The organism is Amycolatopsis solani (assembly GCF_033441515.1).
GTDB lineage: Bacteria > Actinomycetota > Actinomycetes > Mycobacteriales > Pseudonocardiaceae > Amycolatopsis > Amycolatopsis solani.
In genome coordinates, this window is sequence record NZ_JAWQJT010000001.1 from 1,523,524 (window position 1) to 1,540,162 (window position 16,639).

13 protein-coding genes are annotated in these 16,639 nt (G+C 71.4%); 3 read left to right on the forward strand and 10 right to left on the reverse strand.

Going from position 1 to position 16,639, the window contains the following annotated elements; genetic code table 11:
- Window positions 1-8 precede the first annotated feature (8 nt).
- The 7 genes from SD460_RS07705 to SD460_RS07735 all read right to left on the reverse strand — a co-directional run bounded on the left by SD460_RS07705 (window position 9) and on the right by SD460_RS07735 (window position 7,566).
- Complete coding sequence (locus SD460_RS07705) at window positions 9-902, reverse strand: glycosyl hydrolase family 18 protein (RefSeq protein WP_290050436.1); 894 nt, start codon at window positions 900-902, stop codon at window positions 9-11.
- A gap of 68 nt (window positions 903-970) precedes the next feature.
- Complete coding sequence (locus SD460_RS07710; protein WP_318306022.1) at window positions 971-2,521, reverse strand: dipeptide ABC transporter ATP-binding protein; 1,551 nt, start codon at window positions 2,519-2,521, stop codon at window positions 971-973.
- Entirely contained in the window at window positions 2,518-3,312 is a 795-nt protein-coding gene (locus SD460_RS07715; protein ID WP_290050439.1) for an ABC transporter permease, read from the reverse strand. The genes SD460_RS07710 and SD460_RS07715 overlap by 4 nt, the downstream gene beginning before the upstream one ends.
- A 31-nt stretch (window positions 3,313-3,343) precedes the next feature.
- Entirely contained in the window at window positions 3,344-4,297 is a 954-nt protein-coding gene (locus SD460_RS07720) for an ABC transporter permease (protein ID WP_290050555.1), read from the reverse strand.
- Window positions 4,294-5,904: an ABC transporter substrate-binding protein gene (locus SD460_RS07725; RefSeq protein WP_290050440.1), complete on the reverse strand. Its 1,611-nt coding sequence runs from the start codon at window positions 5,902-5,904 to the stop codon at window positions 4,294-4,296. The genes SD460_RS07720 and SD460_RS07725 overlap by 4 nt, the downstream gene beginning before the upstream one ends.
- 202 nt (window positions 5,905-6,106) lie before the next feature.
- On the reverse strand, window positions 6,107-6,745 hold the full coding sequence (locus SD460_RS07730) for an HNH endonuclease family protein (protein WP_290050441.1): 639 nt from the start codon (window positions 6,743-6,745) through the stop codon (window positions 6,107-6,109).
- 140 nt (window positions 6,746-6,885) lie between these two features.
- A complete protein-coding gene (locus SD460_RS07735) occupies window positions 6,886-7,566 on the reverse strand; it encodes a hypothetical protein (protein WP_438860543.1) in 681 nt (226 codons plus the stop codon).
- Between the two features lie 77 nt (window positions 7,567-7,643).
- Here SD460_RS07735 and SD460_RS07740 point away from each other — a divergent pair, with 77 nt between their 5' ends.
- Window positions 7,644-8,930: an adenylosuccinate synthase gene (locus tag SD460_RS07740; protein ID WP_290050443.1), complete on the forward strand. Its 1,287-nt coding sequence runs from the start codon at window positions 7,644-7,646 to the stop codon at window positions 8,928-8,930.
- Here the strand turns inward: SD460_RS07740 and SD460_RS07745 are convergent.
- The gene (locus SD460_RS07745; protein ID WP_290050446.1) at window positions 8,927-9,424 is read right to left on the reverse strand and encodes an OsmC family protein; all 498 of its coding nucleotides are present in this window, start codon (window positions 9,422-9,424) and stop codon (window positions 8,927-8,929) included. The genes SD460_RS07740 and SD460_RS07745 overlap by 4 nt on opposite strands.
- A 126-nt stretch (window positions 9,425-9,550) precedes the next feature.
- The gene (locus tag SD460_RS07750) at window positions 9,551-12,451 is read right to left on the reverse strand and encodes an AfsR/SARP family transcriptional regulator (RefSeq protein WP_318306023.1); all 2,901 of its coding nucleotides are present in this window, start codon (window positions 12,449-12,451) and stop codon (window positions 9,551-9,553) included.
- A gap of 210 nt (window positions 12,452-12,661) precedes the next feature.
- Here SD460_RS07750 and SD460_RS07755 point away from each other — a divergent pair, with 210 nt between their 5' ends.
- Window positions 12,662-13,564 (forward strand): TIGR03564 family F420-dependent LLM class oxidoreductase, encoded by a 903-nt coding sequence (locus tag SD460_RS07755; RefSeq protein ID WP_290050450.1) that lies wholly within the window; start codon window positions 12,662-12,664, stop codon window positions 13,562-13,564.
- Here SD460_RS07755 and SD460_RS07760 read toward each other — a convergent pair.
- Window positions 13,545-15,179 carry a Na+/H+ antiporter gene (locus SD460_RS07760; protein ID WP_290050452.1) on the reverse strand — a complete coding sequence of 545 codons (1,635 nt, stop codon included), beginning with the start codon at window positions 15,177-15,179 and terminating at the stop codon, window positions 13,545-13,547. The genes SD460_RS07755 and SD460_RS07760 overlap by 20 nt on opposite strands.
- 149 nt (window positions 15,180-15,328) lie before the next feature.
- Between SD460_RS07760 and SD460_RS07765 the strand changes: the two genes are divergently transcribed.
- On the forward strand, window positions 15,329-16,564 hold the full coding sequence (locus SD460_RS07765) for an MFS transporter (RefSeq protein ID WP_290050453.1): 1,236 nt from the start codon (window positions 15,329-15,331) through the stop codon (window positions 16,562-16,564).
- Window positions 16,565-16,639: the final 75 nt, after the last annotated feature.

A 16,639-nucleotide genomic window follows, 5' to 3' on the forward strand; every position in this document is an offset into this window, starting at 1 on the left:
CGTACCGCTCAGCCCTTGACCACCGGAGCGATTTGCTGCACCCACTGCTGTGGCGCGGACGTGCCGCCGGGCAGGGAGTTGAAGTACTCCCAGCCGTCGACGCCGCCGAAGTCGGAGTACTTCGAGATCAGGCTCCGGACGGTCGACTGCAGGGTCGACATGGCGACGTAACCACTGCAGTTGGCGGGGTTGGTGACGGTCCCGGCGACGACCTTGCTCGCCGGCACCACGCCGCGGCGGATGATGTTGTCGTAGCCGGAGGTGCTGCTCAGCGAGCCCCAGCCGCAGTAGAACTGGGCGTTGAACCAGGAGATCTGCGCTCCGCGCTCGCGGTAGAGCGTGTCGTAGTTCAGCCCGGAGAGGCCGCCCCCACCGCTGAGCTCGGTCGCGACCGGCGCCAGCGTGACGAGGAACGAGCTGCCGAAGTCGGCCCGCAGCGCGTCGATGACCTTGTTGAGCGCGGCGTTCGACATGTGCTCTTCGACGTCGAGGTCGATGCCGGAGAGCGAGTACGTCCGGATCAGGTTGCGCAGCAGGGGGTAGTAGGTGTCGAACTGCGTTTCGAGCCGCTGGAAACTCCCCGCGGCGGCCCCGCCGACGAACGCGAGGACGTGCACGCCGCTGTTCTTGAGGGTGGCGAGGTCCTGCCACATCCGGGTGAACTTGGCGGCGTCCGGCGGATCGTCGTTGAGGTGCACGACGCTGTTGGCGTCGAGGTGGATCGCGCCGACGACGACGTCGGTGACACCGGTGCCCTGCAACGTGAGCGGTGAGACGTAGGCCGAGCCGTTGTAGATGGTCTGGTAGTAGACGACAACCCTGCGCCCGGCGGCGGCCGAAGCCGGCACCGCACCCGAAATCATCAGCACCAAGGCCACGAAGGCCACACCGATCCTCCGCATGGTCCAGACCATACGTCGCACAGTGCAGTGGGAAAAGCACTCACCGTCGATCCTGTCCGGTTTCTGTCTCAGCCCACTTCCTGCGCCGAACGCCCGGGTATCGCCGCCAGCAGCTCCTTCGTGTACTCCGCCTCCGGGGCCTCCAGCACCCGCGCGGCCGGGCCCAGCTCCACCAGCGCCCCCACCCGCATCACGCCCACCTGGTCCGCCAGCTGCCGGACCACCGCCAGGTCGTGCGAGATGAACAGGTACGACAACCCCAGCGAAGACTGCAGTTCCGCCAGCAGCTCCAGGATCTGGGCCTGCACCGACACGTCCAGGGCCGACACCGGTTCGTCGCACACCACCAGGTCCGGGCGCAGGGCCAGCGCACGGGCGATCGCCACCCGCTGGCGCTGGCCGCCCGACAGCTCGGCCGGCTTGCGGCGGGCCACCGAGGCCGGCAGCGCCACCTGGTCGAGCAGCGAGGGCACCGAAGTGCGCGGGAGACCGAACGCCCGCAGCGGCTCCGCCACGACGTCCTCGATAGAGAACTTCGGGTTCAGGGACGCGTACGGGTTCTGGTACACGATCTGCATCCGCCGCCGCAGCCGGCGCAGTTCCTGGCCCGCGAGCGACGTGATGTCGGCGCCGTCGAAGGAGATCGAGCCCGCGGACGGGGTCTCCAAGCGCAGCACCATGCGCGCGGTCGTCGACTTGCCCGAGCCCGATTCGCCCACCAGGGCCAGGGTCTGGCCGCGCGGGATGTCGAACGAAACGCCGTCGACCGCGCGGATGCCGCCGTCGAACGTCTTCGCGAGGTCTCGCACTGAAACCAGCGGCTCGGCAGCGGGAGCCGGTGGGCGCGAAGGGCTGGACAAGCTCGGCGCCGCCGCGATCAGCTGCCGCGTGTACGGGTGCGTCGGCGTGCTGACCACCGACGAACCCTCCTCGACCACCGAACCGTCGGACAGCACCACGATCCGCGACGCGCGGTCGGCCGCGACGCCGAGGTCGTGCGTGATCAGCAGGATCGCCGTCCCGGACTCCGCCGCCAGCGAAGTGAGGTGGTCGAGGATCCGGCGCTGGACCGTGACGTCCAGCGCCGACGTCGGCTCGTCCGCGATGATCAGCTTCGGCCGCCCGGCCAGCGCCGACGCGATCAGCACCCGCTGCCGCAAGCCGCCCGACAGCTGGTGCGGGTACTGGCGCGCCCGCACCGCGGGGTCGGGGACGCCGGCGCGCTCCAGCAGGGAAATCGCCTCCAGGGAAGCGGTGCGCCGGTCCGCCAGGCCGTGGATCTTCAGCACCTCCGCGACCTGGTCGCCGATGCGGTGCACCGGATTCAGCGACACCGCCGGGTCCTGCGGCACCAGCGCGATCTCGCGGCCGCGCACCCCGCGCCACTGCTTGTCCGACAGCGCGAGCAGGTCGCGGCCGTCGAAGGTGATCGAGCCGCCGTCGACGCGGCCGCCGCGGGGCAGCAGGCCGATGGCCGCGTGGGCCGTGGTCGACTTGCCCGAGCCCGACTCGCCGACGACGGCGACCACTTCGCCCGCGTCGACATGCAGGCCGACGTCGCGGACGGCCGGCACCTTCCGGTACGACACCGCCAGGTCCGCAATCCGCAGCAGGGTCATCGGTCTCCTCCGTCCAGCGCGCGGGACAGCCGGTTCGCGGCGAGGACGACCGCCGCCACCGTCAGGCCCGGGAACGTCGTCATCCACCAGGCCGTGGCCAGGAAACTGCGGCCGCCCGCGACCAGCGAGCCCCACTCCGGCGTCGGCGGGGTCGCGCCGAAACCGAGGAAGCTCAGCGCCGACACCTCGAGCACCGCGGTGCCCAGCGTCAAGGTCGCCAGCGCGAGCACCGGGCCCGCCGCGTTCGGCAGGACGTGCCGCAGCAGCACGCCCGACCAGCGCACCCCGGAAGCCCGCGCGGCTTCGACGAACACGCCGTTGCGCACGCGGAGCACCTCCGCGCGCATGACCCGCGCGAAGGACGCCAGGTTCGCGATGCCGACGGCGATCGCGACGTTCGTCGTGCCGAAGCCCAGCGCCGTGACCAGGGCGAGCGACAGCAGGATCGGCGGGATGGCGAGGAAGACGTCGACGACCCGCATGATCGCGGTGTCCGCCCAGCCACCGCGGAACCCGGCCAGCAGGCCGAGCGCGGAGCCCGCCACCAGTGCCACGAGCACGGCGATCGCCGTCGCTCGCAGCGAGAGCGACGCCCCGTGGATCACGCGCGCGTAGACGTCACGGCCGGTTTCGTCGGTGCCGAACACGTGGTGCAACGACGGCCCCTGCAGCCGTTCGGCCGGGACGCCGGCGATCGGGTCGTAGCCGGTCAGCAGCCCCGGCACGAAGGCCGCGAGCAGCACGAACGCGAGCACGACCACCGCGAGCACCAGCCCGGGCGGAGCTTTCACGTGAAAGCTCCGCGTCGGGGTCTGGGCGAGGTCAACCACGGGCCACCTCCGGCGTCCGGGCGATGCGGGGGTCGAGCAGCGGGTAGAGCAGGTCGACGACCAGGTTGAGCACCACGAACACCAGCGCGGCCAGTACGATCACCGCCTGCACCACCGGCACGTCCTGCGCGGTGACGGCGGACGCGGTGATCCGGCCGACGCCGTCGCGCGAGAACACCGTCTCGGTGATCACCGAACCCGCGACCAGGTTGCCCGCGACGACCCCGGCGACGGTCAGTGTCGGCACGGCCGCGTTGCGCAGCAGGTGTCCGAAGTGGACGCGCCAGCGGCTCGCGCCCTTGGCCGCCGCGATCTCGGCGTACGGCTCTTCCTGTTGCGTGGCCAGGCTCTTCGCCAGCACCTGGCCGATGATCGCGCCGGTCGGCAGGGCCAGGGTGATCGCCGGCAGGAGCAGCGCGGCGAAGCCCTGCGTGCCCAGCGCGGGCAGCAGCCGCAGGCGGAACGAGAAGAACTGGATCAGCAGCAGTCCCACCCAGAACGGCGGCAGCGAGATCGCCAGCGACGGCAACGACAGCAGCGCCTGCCGCAGCCAGCGGAACCGCGTGAACGTGCCGAGGAGCGCCGTGCCGCCGCCGAACAGCACCGCGAACACGAGCGCCAGCCCGGTCACCGCGAGCGTCGGTGGCAGCGCCGTGACGACCATGTGCGTGGCGTCGTCACCGGTCGCGACGCTGCGCCCGAAGTCGCCGTGCAGCGCCGCGACCAGGCGGTTCAGGTACTGCACCGGCAAGGACGAGTCGAGGCCGTACTCCGCGCGGGCGGCGGCGACCTGCTCCGGCGTCATCGACGCCCCGGCCTCCCCGCCGGCGAGCTTCGCCGAAACGGCGTCACCCGGCAGCAGGTAGAGGATCAGGAACGACAGCGTGAACGCCGCCCACAGCACGAACACCGCCTGCCCGACGCGGCGGAGGAGGTACCGCCTCACGAGAGCCACGCGTCGAAGAGCTGCAGCCGTGACGACGCTTCGAAGTCGACGGCGTGCGCCTTCGAGCTCAGCGCGACCACCTGCGTCAGCTCGAACACCGGAACCGCGTACGCGTGCTCGATGATCAGCTTCTGGGCCTCGTCGGCCGAGGGCTTGCGCTTCGCCGTGTCCACAGTGGACGACTGGGCGTCCAGGGCGGCGTCCAGCGGGTTGCCCGGCGTCAGCTTGCTCCGGTTGCCCGCCTTGGTGGAGAACTGGCTGCGCAGGATGTCCGGGTCGGCCCGGGTGACGTTGTACCAGAGGAAGTCGTAGTTCCCGGACAGCTGGATCTGCGTGGTTTCGGCGGTGGTGTGCTGCTCGATCTTCAGGTCGAAGCCGATCTTGCGCAGCTGCTGCTGGATCAGCTCCAGCGCGCTGCGGTTCTGGTTGAACACCGGCGAGAACACCACGGCCGCGCTCAGCCGCTGCCCGTTCTTGGTGCGGATCCCGTCCGCGCCGGGCACCCAGCCGTCGCCGTCGAGGAGCGCCGCCGCGCCCTTCTGGTCGTACGCGAGCTGCTGCGAAAGGTCACTGACCAGCGGCGTCGCCGAGCCGAGGATGCTCGTGGCGGCCTTGTAGTTCGGCGTCAGCACGGTGTTCACGACCTCGGTGCGGTCGACGCCCTTGAGCACGGCCTGGCGCACCTTCTCGTCGGCGAGCACCCCGCGGGTGGTGTTGGCGTGCAAGTTGAACACGACCCCGGGGTTGGGGCGGATGTTCTCGCTGAAGCCGTTGCCCTTGAACTGGGGCTCGTCGACCGGCTGGATGTCGGTGGCGGCGTCGAGCTGGCCGGAGGCGAGGCTGCCCGTGCGGACGCCGGGCTCGGGCACGATCTTGTAGTCGATCTTGTCGAGGTAGGCCTCGCCCTGGTGCTTGAACAGCGACGAGCCCCAGCCGTACCCCTTGCGCTTGGCCAGGACGATCTCCTGGTTCTGCTTCAGGCTTTCGAAGACGAACGGCCCGGAGCCGATGAGGCCGTTGCCCTGGCAGCGCTGCTCCGGCGTCTTCTTGAACGCGGCGGGCGCGAGGACGCCGAGCGACACCGTCGAGCTGGCCTGCAGGAACTGGGCGCTGGGCGCGGAAAAATCGAGGCGGACGGTCTGCGGGTCGACCACGCTGGAACCCTTGTACGCGGCGAGGTAGCCGTAACCGAGCTGGGCTTTCGTGCTGAGGGCCTTGATGCCGTCGAAGCTCGTCTTCACCGCGGCGGCGTCGACCGGGCTGCCGTCGGAGAACGTCGCGCCGGACCGCAGGTGGAAGGTGAACGCCGTCGAATCGGCGTTGCTCTCCCACTTCTCGGCGAGCCACGGCTTGATCTCGCCGGTCTTCGGGTCCTGGTCGGTGAGCGAGTCGACGAGCTGACGCGCGACGTTGATGGACGCGTTCGTGGCGACCTGCTGCGGGTCGAGGCAGTCGGGCGCGGACGAGATGCCGAGCCGGAGAACGCCACCGGCCTTCGGCGGGCCGGCGTCGGCGGCTTGCTCGGTGCCGGCGGCGGCGCAGGCGGTCAGGAGCACGGGCAGGGTGAGCAGGGCCGCGGCGTTGCGGGCGCGGAGAAGCAGGGACACCGGACGGCCTCCAGCGGGAGTGGTTGCGTCTTCAACCGGCGACGCTAATCTCGCACTGAAGGCCGTCCCAGCAGGCGAACGGCGATCCCATTCCCTGGCACCGCAAAGACTCCCCCTTGACTTCCGTTCGGCGCCGGTGGTCGTGAGTGTTTAGTCGGGTTAGAACCCGACTAAACACTCACGAGGACGGGACCACAGCGGATCAGCAGCGGCCCAGCATGTCGGTGAGGGCGCTCTTCTCGGCCGTGTTGATCGTCAGCTTGAACTTGTACTTCACCGCGACCCACATCTTCGCGTAGGTGCACCAGTAGCTCGTGAGCGGCGGCTTCCACTGGTCGGGCGACTTGTCGCCCTTCTCCTGGTTGACGTTGTCCGTCACGGCGATCAGCTGCGGGTCGGTGAGGTCGTTCGCGTACGCCTGGCGCTGCGCGGTCGTCCACGAAGACGCACCCGTGCGCCACGCGTCGGCCAGCGGCACGACGTGGTCGATGTCCACATCGGACGCCGCGGTCCAGGTCGCGCCGTCGTACGGGCTCTTCCAGCTGCCGGACGTCGCGGCGCAGTCGGAGCCGGTGACCACGTTCGTGCCGTCGCGCTTCAGCACCACTTCGCGGGTGTTGCAGCTGTTGCCCTGGTCGATCCAGTGCGGAAACTTGTCCCGGCTGTAGCCGGTCTGCGAACCGTCGGCCTTGACCGTGAGGGACGCGAGCTCGGACTTCGCCGTGGTCGCCGACGGGATGCCCGGCGGGGTGGCCTCCGCGACGCTGACCAGCGTCCCGGAGAGCACGGCGGTGGCCGCGAGAATGGTGAATGAATGACGAACAGCACGCCTGGTTGGCATTTTGCTGCCTCCGTGTCAGGTGTGGGGACAGCTAACCCTGATACACGGGAGTGGCGGGTGCAACACGTATAGGTGACATCTTGCTGTCCGTCGGTGAACGCAGTGGATTCCCACGCTCACTCGAACGTGAAAATAGCAGGTCAGACGGCGCCGCGGACCAGCCGAAGGTCTTCCGTGTGCCGGTACCACGTCCACTTGTTCACCGCGCGCTCGAAGACGACGTCGTCGCGCACCGGCCGGGTCGGGATGCAGCCGATCTGGAACGCGCGCGAGTACAGCGTCGTCGGCCGCTTGAAGATCGTGCCCTTCACCACGCGCACGGCCATCCCGGGCCCGTCCGGATCCGGCGTCACCTCGATCGACGCGGCCGGCCCGCGCAGCGCCACCTGCTCGTCGGCGTAGGCCACCCCGCGGACCAGCCGCAGCAGCCCGCGTCCGACGAGCACGCCGCCGACGTCGTCGCGGATCAGCGGCACCGGGTCGACCTCCCCGCGCAACGCGAGCGCGAGCGCCTGCAGCGGCGTCTTGGGCAGACCCCAGAGCGCGGCGACCGACGACTCCGGGACCGACGGCACGAACCCGACCGACACGCCGGAGAGCACGTCCTTCCGGAGCAGCCGAAGCACGACGGCGGCGAGGTCCGCGTCGGTGCCCGACACGACCAGGTGATCGTGTTCGCCCAGCAAGGGGTCGATTTCCGCCTTGCCGGGGAGGCTCGGCACGCGGACCGACTCGACGTCGTCGACCTCTTCGAAGCCCGCCGCGCCGTCGCCACAGGCCACCACGATTCCGCGCACCCGCAGGTCCTCCGTTACAGTCATGCACCGGCATTTCTTCAGCGCCACCGGTGTCCGTCCGGGACACTAAACCCTCAGTCGTCGAACACCTGGAGTGTCACATGCCGGCCATCGTGCTCATCGGTGCCCAGTGGGGGGACGAAGGCAAGGGCAAGGCCACCGACCTGATGGGTGACCGCGTCCAGTGGGTCGTCCGCTACCAGGGTGGCAACAACGCCGGTCACACGGTCGTCCTGCCGAACGGCGAGAACTTCGCCCTCCACCTCATCCCGTCCGGCATCCTGACGCCGGGCGTGACCAACGTCATCGGCAACGGCGTGGTGGTGGACCCGGGCGTGCTGCTCGACGAGCTCTCCGGCCTCGAAGCGCGGGACGTGGACACGTCCAAGCTGCTGATTTCGGCCGACGCGCACCTGATCATGCCGTACCACGTCGCCATCGACAAAGTCACCGAGCGCTACCTCGGCAGCCGCAAGATCGGCACCACCGGCCGCGGCATCGGCCCGTGCTACCAGGACAAGATCGCCCGCGTCGGCGTCCGCGTGCAGGACCTGCTCGACGAGAAGATCTTCCGCCAGAAGGTCGAGGCGGCGCTGGAGTTCAAGAACCAGGTGCTGGTGAAGGTCTACAACCGCAAGGCACTCGACGCCGACCAGGTCGCCGACGAGGTGCTCGCGGCGGGCGAGAAGTTCTCGCACCGCATCGCCGACACGCGGCTGCAGCTCAACCAGGCCCTCGAGCGCGGCGAGACCGTGCTGCTGGAAGGCTCGCAGGGCACGCTGCTCGACGTCGACCACGGCACCTACCCGTTCGTGACGTCGTCGAACCCGACGTCCGGCGGCGCGAGCGCGGGTTCGGGCATCGGCCCGGGCCGGATCACCACGGTGCTCGGCATCCTCAAGGCGTACACCACCCGCGTCGGCTCCGGCCCGTTCCCGACCGAGCTGCACGACGAGTCGGGCGAGTACCTCCGCAAGCAGGGCGGCGAGTTCGGCGTCACGACCGGCCGCTCCCGCCGCACCGGCTGGTTCGACGCGGTGATCGCGCGGTACGCGGTCCGCGTCAACGGCATCACCGACTACTTCCTCACGAAGCTGGACGTGTTGTCCGGCCTGGAGAAGGTGCCGGTGTGCGTCGGCTACGAGGTCGACGGCTTCCGCACGCAGGACATGCCGATGACGCAGACCGACGTGCACCACGCGATCCCGATCTACGAAGAGCTCCCGGGCTGGTTCGAGGACATCTCGGGCTGCCGCACGTTCGAGGAGCTCCCGGCGAACGCGCGCGCGTACGTCGAGCGCCTGGAAGAGCTGTCGGGCGCCCGGATCTCGGCGATCGGCGTCGGCCCGGGCCGCGACCAGACGATCGTGCGCCACACGTTCGTCTAGGTCAGTTTCGTCGTCACCGGCGTCTCGTTGCGGAACAGGTCGAGCACCGGGCAGTGCTCGTCGACCTCGCGCTTGAGGTCTTCGTAGCGCTCCCGGCTCGCCGGGCCTTCCAGCTGGACGGACACCCGGACGTCCCCGAAACCGGGCCGGGTGTTGAAGGCGAACCCGAAGAAGCCGTGCAGGTCGAGATCGCCGTCGACGGTGACCTTGATCGAGTCGATCGGGATCCCGCGCTTCGCCGCCCAGAACTGGTAGGTGACGACCTGACACGACCCGAGCGCGGCGAGCGCGTACTCGACGGGGTTGGCGGCCTGGTCCGTGCCCCCGAGCGCGGGCGGTTCGTCGACGGTGAAGCCGTGGTCCCGCACCTTGACCTCGACTTCGGTCCGGGTCCCGGGCTTGAGGGTGTGCTCCACGCTGAAGGAAACGGCGGCGTTGTGCGGATCGGCGTCGACGGCCTTGCGGGTGCCTTCGATGACTTCGGTCAGCGACATGGGCTCTCCTGAAGATCGTGAGGGATGTCGCACAGGGTGGGCGAATCCGGCCGGGCGCGCTCGGGTTCTCAATTCCTGGGAGCCCGGGTGTCCGCGATGCGGAAGCGCTTGCCCCGCGACGCGGATTCAGGGTTCCCGCGCGAGACCGTCGTAGCCGTGGGCGCGCGCGAGCTTCGACGCCGTGGCGAGGTAGTGGTCGGCCTGCTCCCTCGGGCCGGCCGCGCGGTGGGTGCGGCCGATGGTCACGAGTGCTTCGCATTCTTCGAACCGCGTGCCGATCCGGCGGGCGGTGCGGAGTGCGTGGTGGCCGCTGAGCAGCGCACGTTCGTGGTCGCCACCGGCGAGGTGGCTCAGGGCGAGGGCGGTGTGCCCGGCGATCTCCGCGCCGGGGTCGCCGATCCCGCGTGCGTGCTCGAGTGCTTTCTCCGCCAGCCGGACGGCTTGCGCGGGGTCGCCGGTGGCGGCGTGCACCCTGCTGAGCACCGCGAGCGCGTGGCTCTCCGTGCAGCGGTCGTGCGACCGCCGGCCGCCCTCGGCCGCTTCTCGCGCTTCGGAGCGTGCGGTTTCGTACTCGCCCGCGCGGGCGTGCACACGAGCGAGCAGGACCAGGTCGTCCGGGTCGCGGGTGGCCGCCCGTTCGGCGTGGATCGCGCTCGCTTCGGCCAGCCGGCCGCGGTACTCGGCGAGGACGCCGAGACTGCGCCGGCAGATCGGGTTGCGGGCCGGATCGAGGGCGCCGGCCTCGGTGAAGAGCGTGACCGCCCGGTCGAGGTCCCCGGTGGTCAGGTGGAGCGTGGCCAGGTTCTCCAGCACGCCGGTCACCCCGCGCCGGAACCGCAGTGCGCGGTAAAGCCCCAGTGCGGCTTCGAAGTGCGTGACGGCGGGCTCGAAGTCGTAGTGGAGTGCGAGAACGGCGGCGAGGTTGTTGTGCGCGGCCGCCCGCAGGTCCGCCCGGTGCGTGGCTTCGGCCGATTCGAGGCCGATCCGCGCGAGGTCCGGTCCCTCCGGCAGCCAGAAATGCATGCTGTGCCCGCGGAGGCCGTCGACGAGCTGCCACGCCAGGTGGTGGTACCCGTGGGCGTGGGCGTGGCGGATCGCCGCGACGAGGTTGAGGACTTCGGCCTCCAGCCACGTCCGGGCCGCCGCTTCCCCCGCGAACGCGGTCCGGTCCGGCACCGGACCTGGCGGCCGCAGGAGGAACGGGTACAGCAGCGCGGACGCGGCGGCGGTGCGGTCGAGGTAGTGGTCGAGCAGGTTCCGCACGGCGGTGTCGCGTTCGTCCACAGTGCACTCGGCGGCCGCGCGTTCGGCGGCGTACCGGCGGAGCAGGTCGTGCAGGCGGTAGCGCCCCGGGGCGTGCTCCTGGACGAGGTGGGCCAGTGCCAGCCGCTCGAGGTGCCGGGTGGCGGCCGGGGTGCCGGTCAGCGCGGTGGCCGCGGCCGGGGTCGTGTCCGGGCCGGGAACCAGGCCGAGCAGCCGGAACGTGCGGCGGGTCGCGGTGTCCAGTGTCTCGTACGACAGGTCGTAGGCGGCCCGGACCGCGCTGGTGTCCCCGTCGGTCGTCAGGCTGTCCAGCACGCCCTGGGCGCGGACGTCGGCGAGGTGGTCTTCGACGCGGCGGCCGACCCGGTGCCGGATCCGCGCGCCGGTGATGCGCAGGGCGATGGGCAGGCGGGCGCACGTTTCCGCCAGCTCGGCGGTGGCCGCCGGTTCGCGGGCCGCGCGTTCGGGGCCGATCGCGGTCGCGAGCACGGACACCGCGTCGGCCGCGTCGAGGACGTCCAGCGCGACGCGGTGGGCGCCGTCGAGCGCGACCAGCCCGTCGAGCCGGTTGCGGCTGGTGACCACGACCGTGCAGTTCGGCGCCGCGGGCAGCAGCGGCCGGACGTGCTCGGAGTCGAGGGCGTCGTCGAGAACGCAGAGCACGGCCTTGGTCGTCAGCACGGACCGGTACAGCGCCGCGGCTTCGTCGAGGTCCGCCGGTATCTCCCGCGCCGGGACGCCCAAGGCGCGCAGGAACCGCCCGAGGACCGGACCGGGCCGGGCCGAGCGGCGGAGGTCGGCGTAGAGCTGCCCGTCGGGGAACCGGTCGCGGACGCGGTGCGCCCACTGCGACGCGAGATCCGACTTGCCGACGCCGGCGGTCCCGACGACGACGCCGAGGCGCGAGCCCTCGCCCGTGGGCAGCAGCCGGTCGAGTGCCGCCAGTTCGGCGTGCCGGCCGCGAAAACCGGCCGCCGCACGGGGAAGCTGCGCGGGCCGCGGGGGCGCGGTGGTGGGGACGGCCTGCTGCCGCAACACCGCCAGCTGCGCCGAACGCAGCTCGGGGCCGGGGTCGGCGCCCAGGTCCCCGGCCAGCCGGCCGGCGATCGTGTCGTAGGCCTCGAGCGCCGCCGCCTGTTGCCCGGCGCCGGCCAGCGCGAGCATCAGCAGTGCCCACAGCCGTTCGTGCAGCGGGTGGTCGACGACCAGCCGCCGGAGTTCGGCGGCCACGTCCGCGCAGGCACCGAGGTTGAGGCGCGCGCGGCAGTGGTGCTCGACGGCGGCGAGCCGGGCATCGGCCAGGCGCTGGGCCTCGCCGTCGAGCGCCGCGGTCGACGGCAGGTTGTCCAGTGGCCGGCCCCGCCACAGCGCCAAGGCCCGCTCGAACCGCTCCGCGGCACGTTCGTCGTCGCCGTCGAGCAGGGCCCGCTGTCCCGCCGCGGCGAGCTGGTCGAACCGTTCGGCGTCGAGCTCACCCGCCTGGACCTCGACGAGGTAACCGCCGGCGCGGGCGTGGATCCGCCGCGAGCCGCCGTCCAGCGTCGCGAGCTGCCGCCGCAGCTGGGCGACGTGGGTCCGCAGGTTCGCCGTCGCCGAGCGCGGCGCCGTCTGGCCCCAGATCACTTCGACCAGCCGGTGCGGCGGCACGACCACCCCGGGCGCCAGCAGGAGAGCGGCGAGCAGCGCGCGTTGCCGCTGCGAGGCCAGCCGCAGGTGCGTGGCTCCCGACCGGACCTCGACCGGGCCGAGGAGCAGGAACTCCACGCCCATCCCTCCCGTGCGCGTCGTGACCATTCGATGGTGGCCGGATGTGCCGATCCTGTACAGCCGCACTGGCACTGTCGGCAGTGCTGGGGGGTGGGTACCGCCGGCGCGCACGGCGGGGCGAGGGGGCTCGCCGTGCGCGCGGGCGGCCCGCGGTTCCCGCCCCGTGGGAAGCCGGAAATCGGTCGCGCCGCTCGCTAGCTTGGGAGCATGACCATCGGAGTCACGCTGCCGGCCGGGGACACCGGGGCCGCGGGGAACCTCGTCGACGAGCTCGTCGCTCAGACCCGCCAAGCCGCCGATGCCGGGCTGAAGTCCGTCTGGTTCTCGCAGCTGCCGTTGAGCCAGGACGCCATCACCGTCGCCGCGGTCGCGGGGCGGGAGGTGCCCGGGATCGAGGTCGGGACGTCCGTCGTGCCCATCTACCCGCGGCACCCGCTGGTGGTCGCGAGTGCGGCGCAGACCGCGCAGGCCGCCACCGGTGGGCGGTTCACGCTCGGGATCGGGCTCGGGTCGAAGGGGTTCCTCGGGCCCGTCTACGGCGTCGAGTACCCGCCGCCGATCCGGCACCTTCGGGAGTACCTCACCGTGCTGCGGCAGGTCTTCGACGGCGAAACCGTCGACTTCCACGGCGAAACGCTCGAAGCGCACCCGCCCGGACCGTCCACTGTGGGCGGAGATGTGCGGATCATCGTCGCCGCCATGGGGCCGCAGGCGCTGCGGGTCACCGGTGAACTCGCCGACGGCACGCTGCCGTTCCTGGCCGGGCCGAGAGCGCTTTCCGAACAGATCGTTCCGCACCTGCCCGAAGGCAAGCGGATCCTCGCGGCCGTGCCGGCGATCGTCACCGACGAACCCGATGCCGTGCGCGCGCTCGCCGTAGAACAGATGGCTTTCTACGCCCGGATCCCGTCGTATCAACGGATCCTGGCCGCGGAGGGCGTCGATCATCCGGCGGACCTGGCGATCATCGGGGACGAGAAGACCGTCCTCGAAGGACTCCAGCGCTACTACGACGCCGGCGCGACCGACGTCCTCGTTTCGCAGACCGGCATCCGCTCCACCGAGGAGCGCCTGCGGACGTGGGAAGTGCTCAGCTCAGCCGGTTCGTGAGGGTCGCCGACACCGAAAGCTCCTCGAGATCGAGCTCCCGCAGCACCCTCCGCAGGACCTCGTCGTCGAGACGACCGGCGCGGTTCTCCTCGATCATCGCCTTGCGCTGGGTGATCAGCAGCTCGCGGCGGGCCTTCGCGAACTGGGCCTGCGGGCTGCCGGGCCGGTCTTCGCCGGACAGCGTGATCGCGGCCTTGGCGAAGCGGTAACGCGTGTCGATCAGCCGCTGCAGCCGTTCCTTGAGCCGGTCGACCTTCTCCTGGGGCAGGTCCAGCGAAGCCAGCCGCTCGTGACTGATTTCGCGCAGCCGCTCCTGCGCCGCCTTCTTCGCGACCTCGCGGGCGGCCAGCTCCTCGGCCTCGTCCCGCGACGTCTCCGCCGGGTCCTCCACCTTGAGCGCGCGGATCAGCGGCGGCAGCGTCAGCCCCTGGATCAGCACCGTCCCGATCGCCACGGTGAACGCGAACAGCTGGATCTCCTCGCGGCCCGGGGTCCCCGCCGGGACGCCGGCCGCGGCGGCGAGCGTGACCACGCCGCGCATGCCGGTCCACGACACCACCGCCAGCGTCCGCCACGACGGCGTCGCCCGGTCCCGGCCGAACAGGCGCACGGTTTGCGGCAGGTACGCGGACACGAAGACCGCCGGAATCCGCACGAGCATCGTCACGCCGAGCACGGCCACCGCGACCAGCGCGAGCGTCCCGTTGTCGCGGGCCGCGTGCTGCGCGCCTTCGAGGACGAACGGCAGCTGCAGCCCCATCAGGGCGAACACCAGCGCTTCCAGCAGGACGTCGATCGACGCCCACACGGATCTGTCCTGCATGCGCGTCGCGGGCGACGCGTACAGCGCGCGGTGCCCCAGCAGCAGGCCCGCCGCGACGACGGCGAGCACGCCGGAGCCGCTGAAGTCCTCGCTGAAGGGATGCAGGTGCTCGGCGGTGACGTACGCGGCGAACGGCACGATGATGCCGAACGCCGACTCCATCAGCGGGTCGTCGAGCCGGCGGCGGATCAGCACGACGAGCGCGCCGATCGCGAGGCCGACGCCGATGCCCAGCACGGTCGCGACGCCGAACACCGCGAACCCGTGCCCGGCCGAACCCGCGGTGCCCGCGACGGCGGCGAGCGCCACCTTGTACAGCGTCAGCGCGGCGGCGTCGTTGACCAGGCTTTCGCCGGTCAGCACGGTCATCACCCGGCGCGGCAGGCCGAGCTTGCGGCCGATCGCCACCGCGGTCACCGCGTCCGGCGGCGCCACGACCGCGCCGAGGACCAGCGCGGAGGCGAAGGGCACGTCCGGCAGCAGCAGGTGCACGACCAGGGCGACGACGACGGCGGTCACCGCCACCAGCACCACGCCGAGCGCGACGATCGGCCGCAGCGCCCGCTTGAAGTGCGTCAGCGAGCTTTCCAGCGACGTCGAGTAGAGCAACGGCGGCAGGACGACGGTGAGGACCAGTTCCGGTTCGAGCTCGAACCGCGGCACCCCGGGGATCAGCGCGACCCCGAGCGCGACGACGACCACCAGCAGCGGCGCGGACAGGTTGTAGCGCCGGGCCAGCGCGGTCAGCGCGAGCGAGCCCGCGAGCACGCCCATCAGCGTCAGGATCTCCACGCGCGTGATCTTCCCGCAGGTGGGAGGCCTGCGCTCGGCTTCCGCTCAATGGAAGTGACCTGGCTTACGCCGGACCCGCTGTGCATACTTGTGCGCAATACGCACACCTGTGCGGAAAACGTGCACCGACGCACATCCGGAGGTTCCCCATGTCCCCTGGCACCCGCTCCTGGGTCGTGCCCCTGGCCTGGACCGCCGTCCTGCTCGACGGGTTCGACCTCGTCGTGCTCGGCACCGTGCTGCCCGTGCTGCTCCGCGACCACGTCTGGGGCCTGACGCCCGGCACGGCGTCGGTCGTGTCGACGGTCGGGCTCGCCGGGATGATGCTGGGCGGGCTGGCGATCGGCACGATCACCGACGTCATCGGGCGCCGGAAGTCCCTGATCATCTCCGTGACGCTGTTCTCCCTCTGCACGCTGCTCTGCGCGTTCGCGCCCTCGACGTTCGTCTTCGGGCTGCTGCGCTTCGTCGCCGGCCTCGGCCTCGGCGGCTGCCTGCCGACGGCGATCACGCTGGTCACCGAGAACGCGCGCCGCGGCAAGTCCGGCAGCGCGACCACCACCGTGATGACCGGCTACCACGTCGGCGCGGTGCTGACGGCGTTGCTGGGCATCGTGCTGATCTCGCCGCTGGGCTGGCGCGCGATGTTCGTCGCCGGCGCGATCCCCGCCGTCGTGCTGGTTCCGCTGATGCTGAAGTTCCTGCCGGAGTCCGAGACGTTCCAGCGGGTCCGTGAGACCGAGCGGTCGGCCGGGCACGCCGTCGCCGGCCTGTTCCGCGGCGGCCTGCTGCGCGCGACGATCGCGTTCTGGGTCACGTCGTTCATGGGCCTGCTGCTGGTGTACGGGCTGAACACGTGGCTGCCGGAGATCATGCGCCAGGCCGGCTACCCGCTCGGCGCCGCGCTGAGCCTGCTGCTGACGCTGAACGTCGGCGGCATCGTCGGGCTGCTCGTGGCGGGCCGGGTCGCCGACCGCGTCGGCATCCGCCCGTCGGCCCGGATCTGGTTCGTCGCGGGCGCGGTGTTCCTGGCGCTGCTGAGCGTGAAGCTGCCCGCGGTCGGGCTGTACGCGGCGGTGTTCCTGACCGGCTGCTTCGTGTTCAGCGCCCAGGTGCTGGTGTACGCGTACATCGGGCGCATCTACCCGGACGCCATCCGCGCGACCGGCCTCGGCTGGTCCGCCGGCATCGGCCGCATCGGCGCGATCTCCGGCCCGCTCCTCGGCGGCGCGCTGCTGACGGCGGGGATCGCGTACCCGTGGGGCTTCTACGCGTTCGCCGGCGTCGGCGCACTGGGTGCGGCCGCGGTCACGGCGGTCCGCCCCGGCCACGCCACCCCAGCCGCCGAACCCGCCCCCACCCCGGAAACCCACGCAACTCCCTGAACGTGCCGCGCGGGTGGTCGTGAGTGTTTAGTGCGGTTCTAACCCGACTAAACACTCACGACCACTTGCACCGAG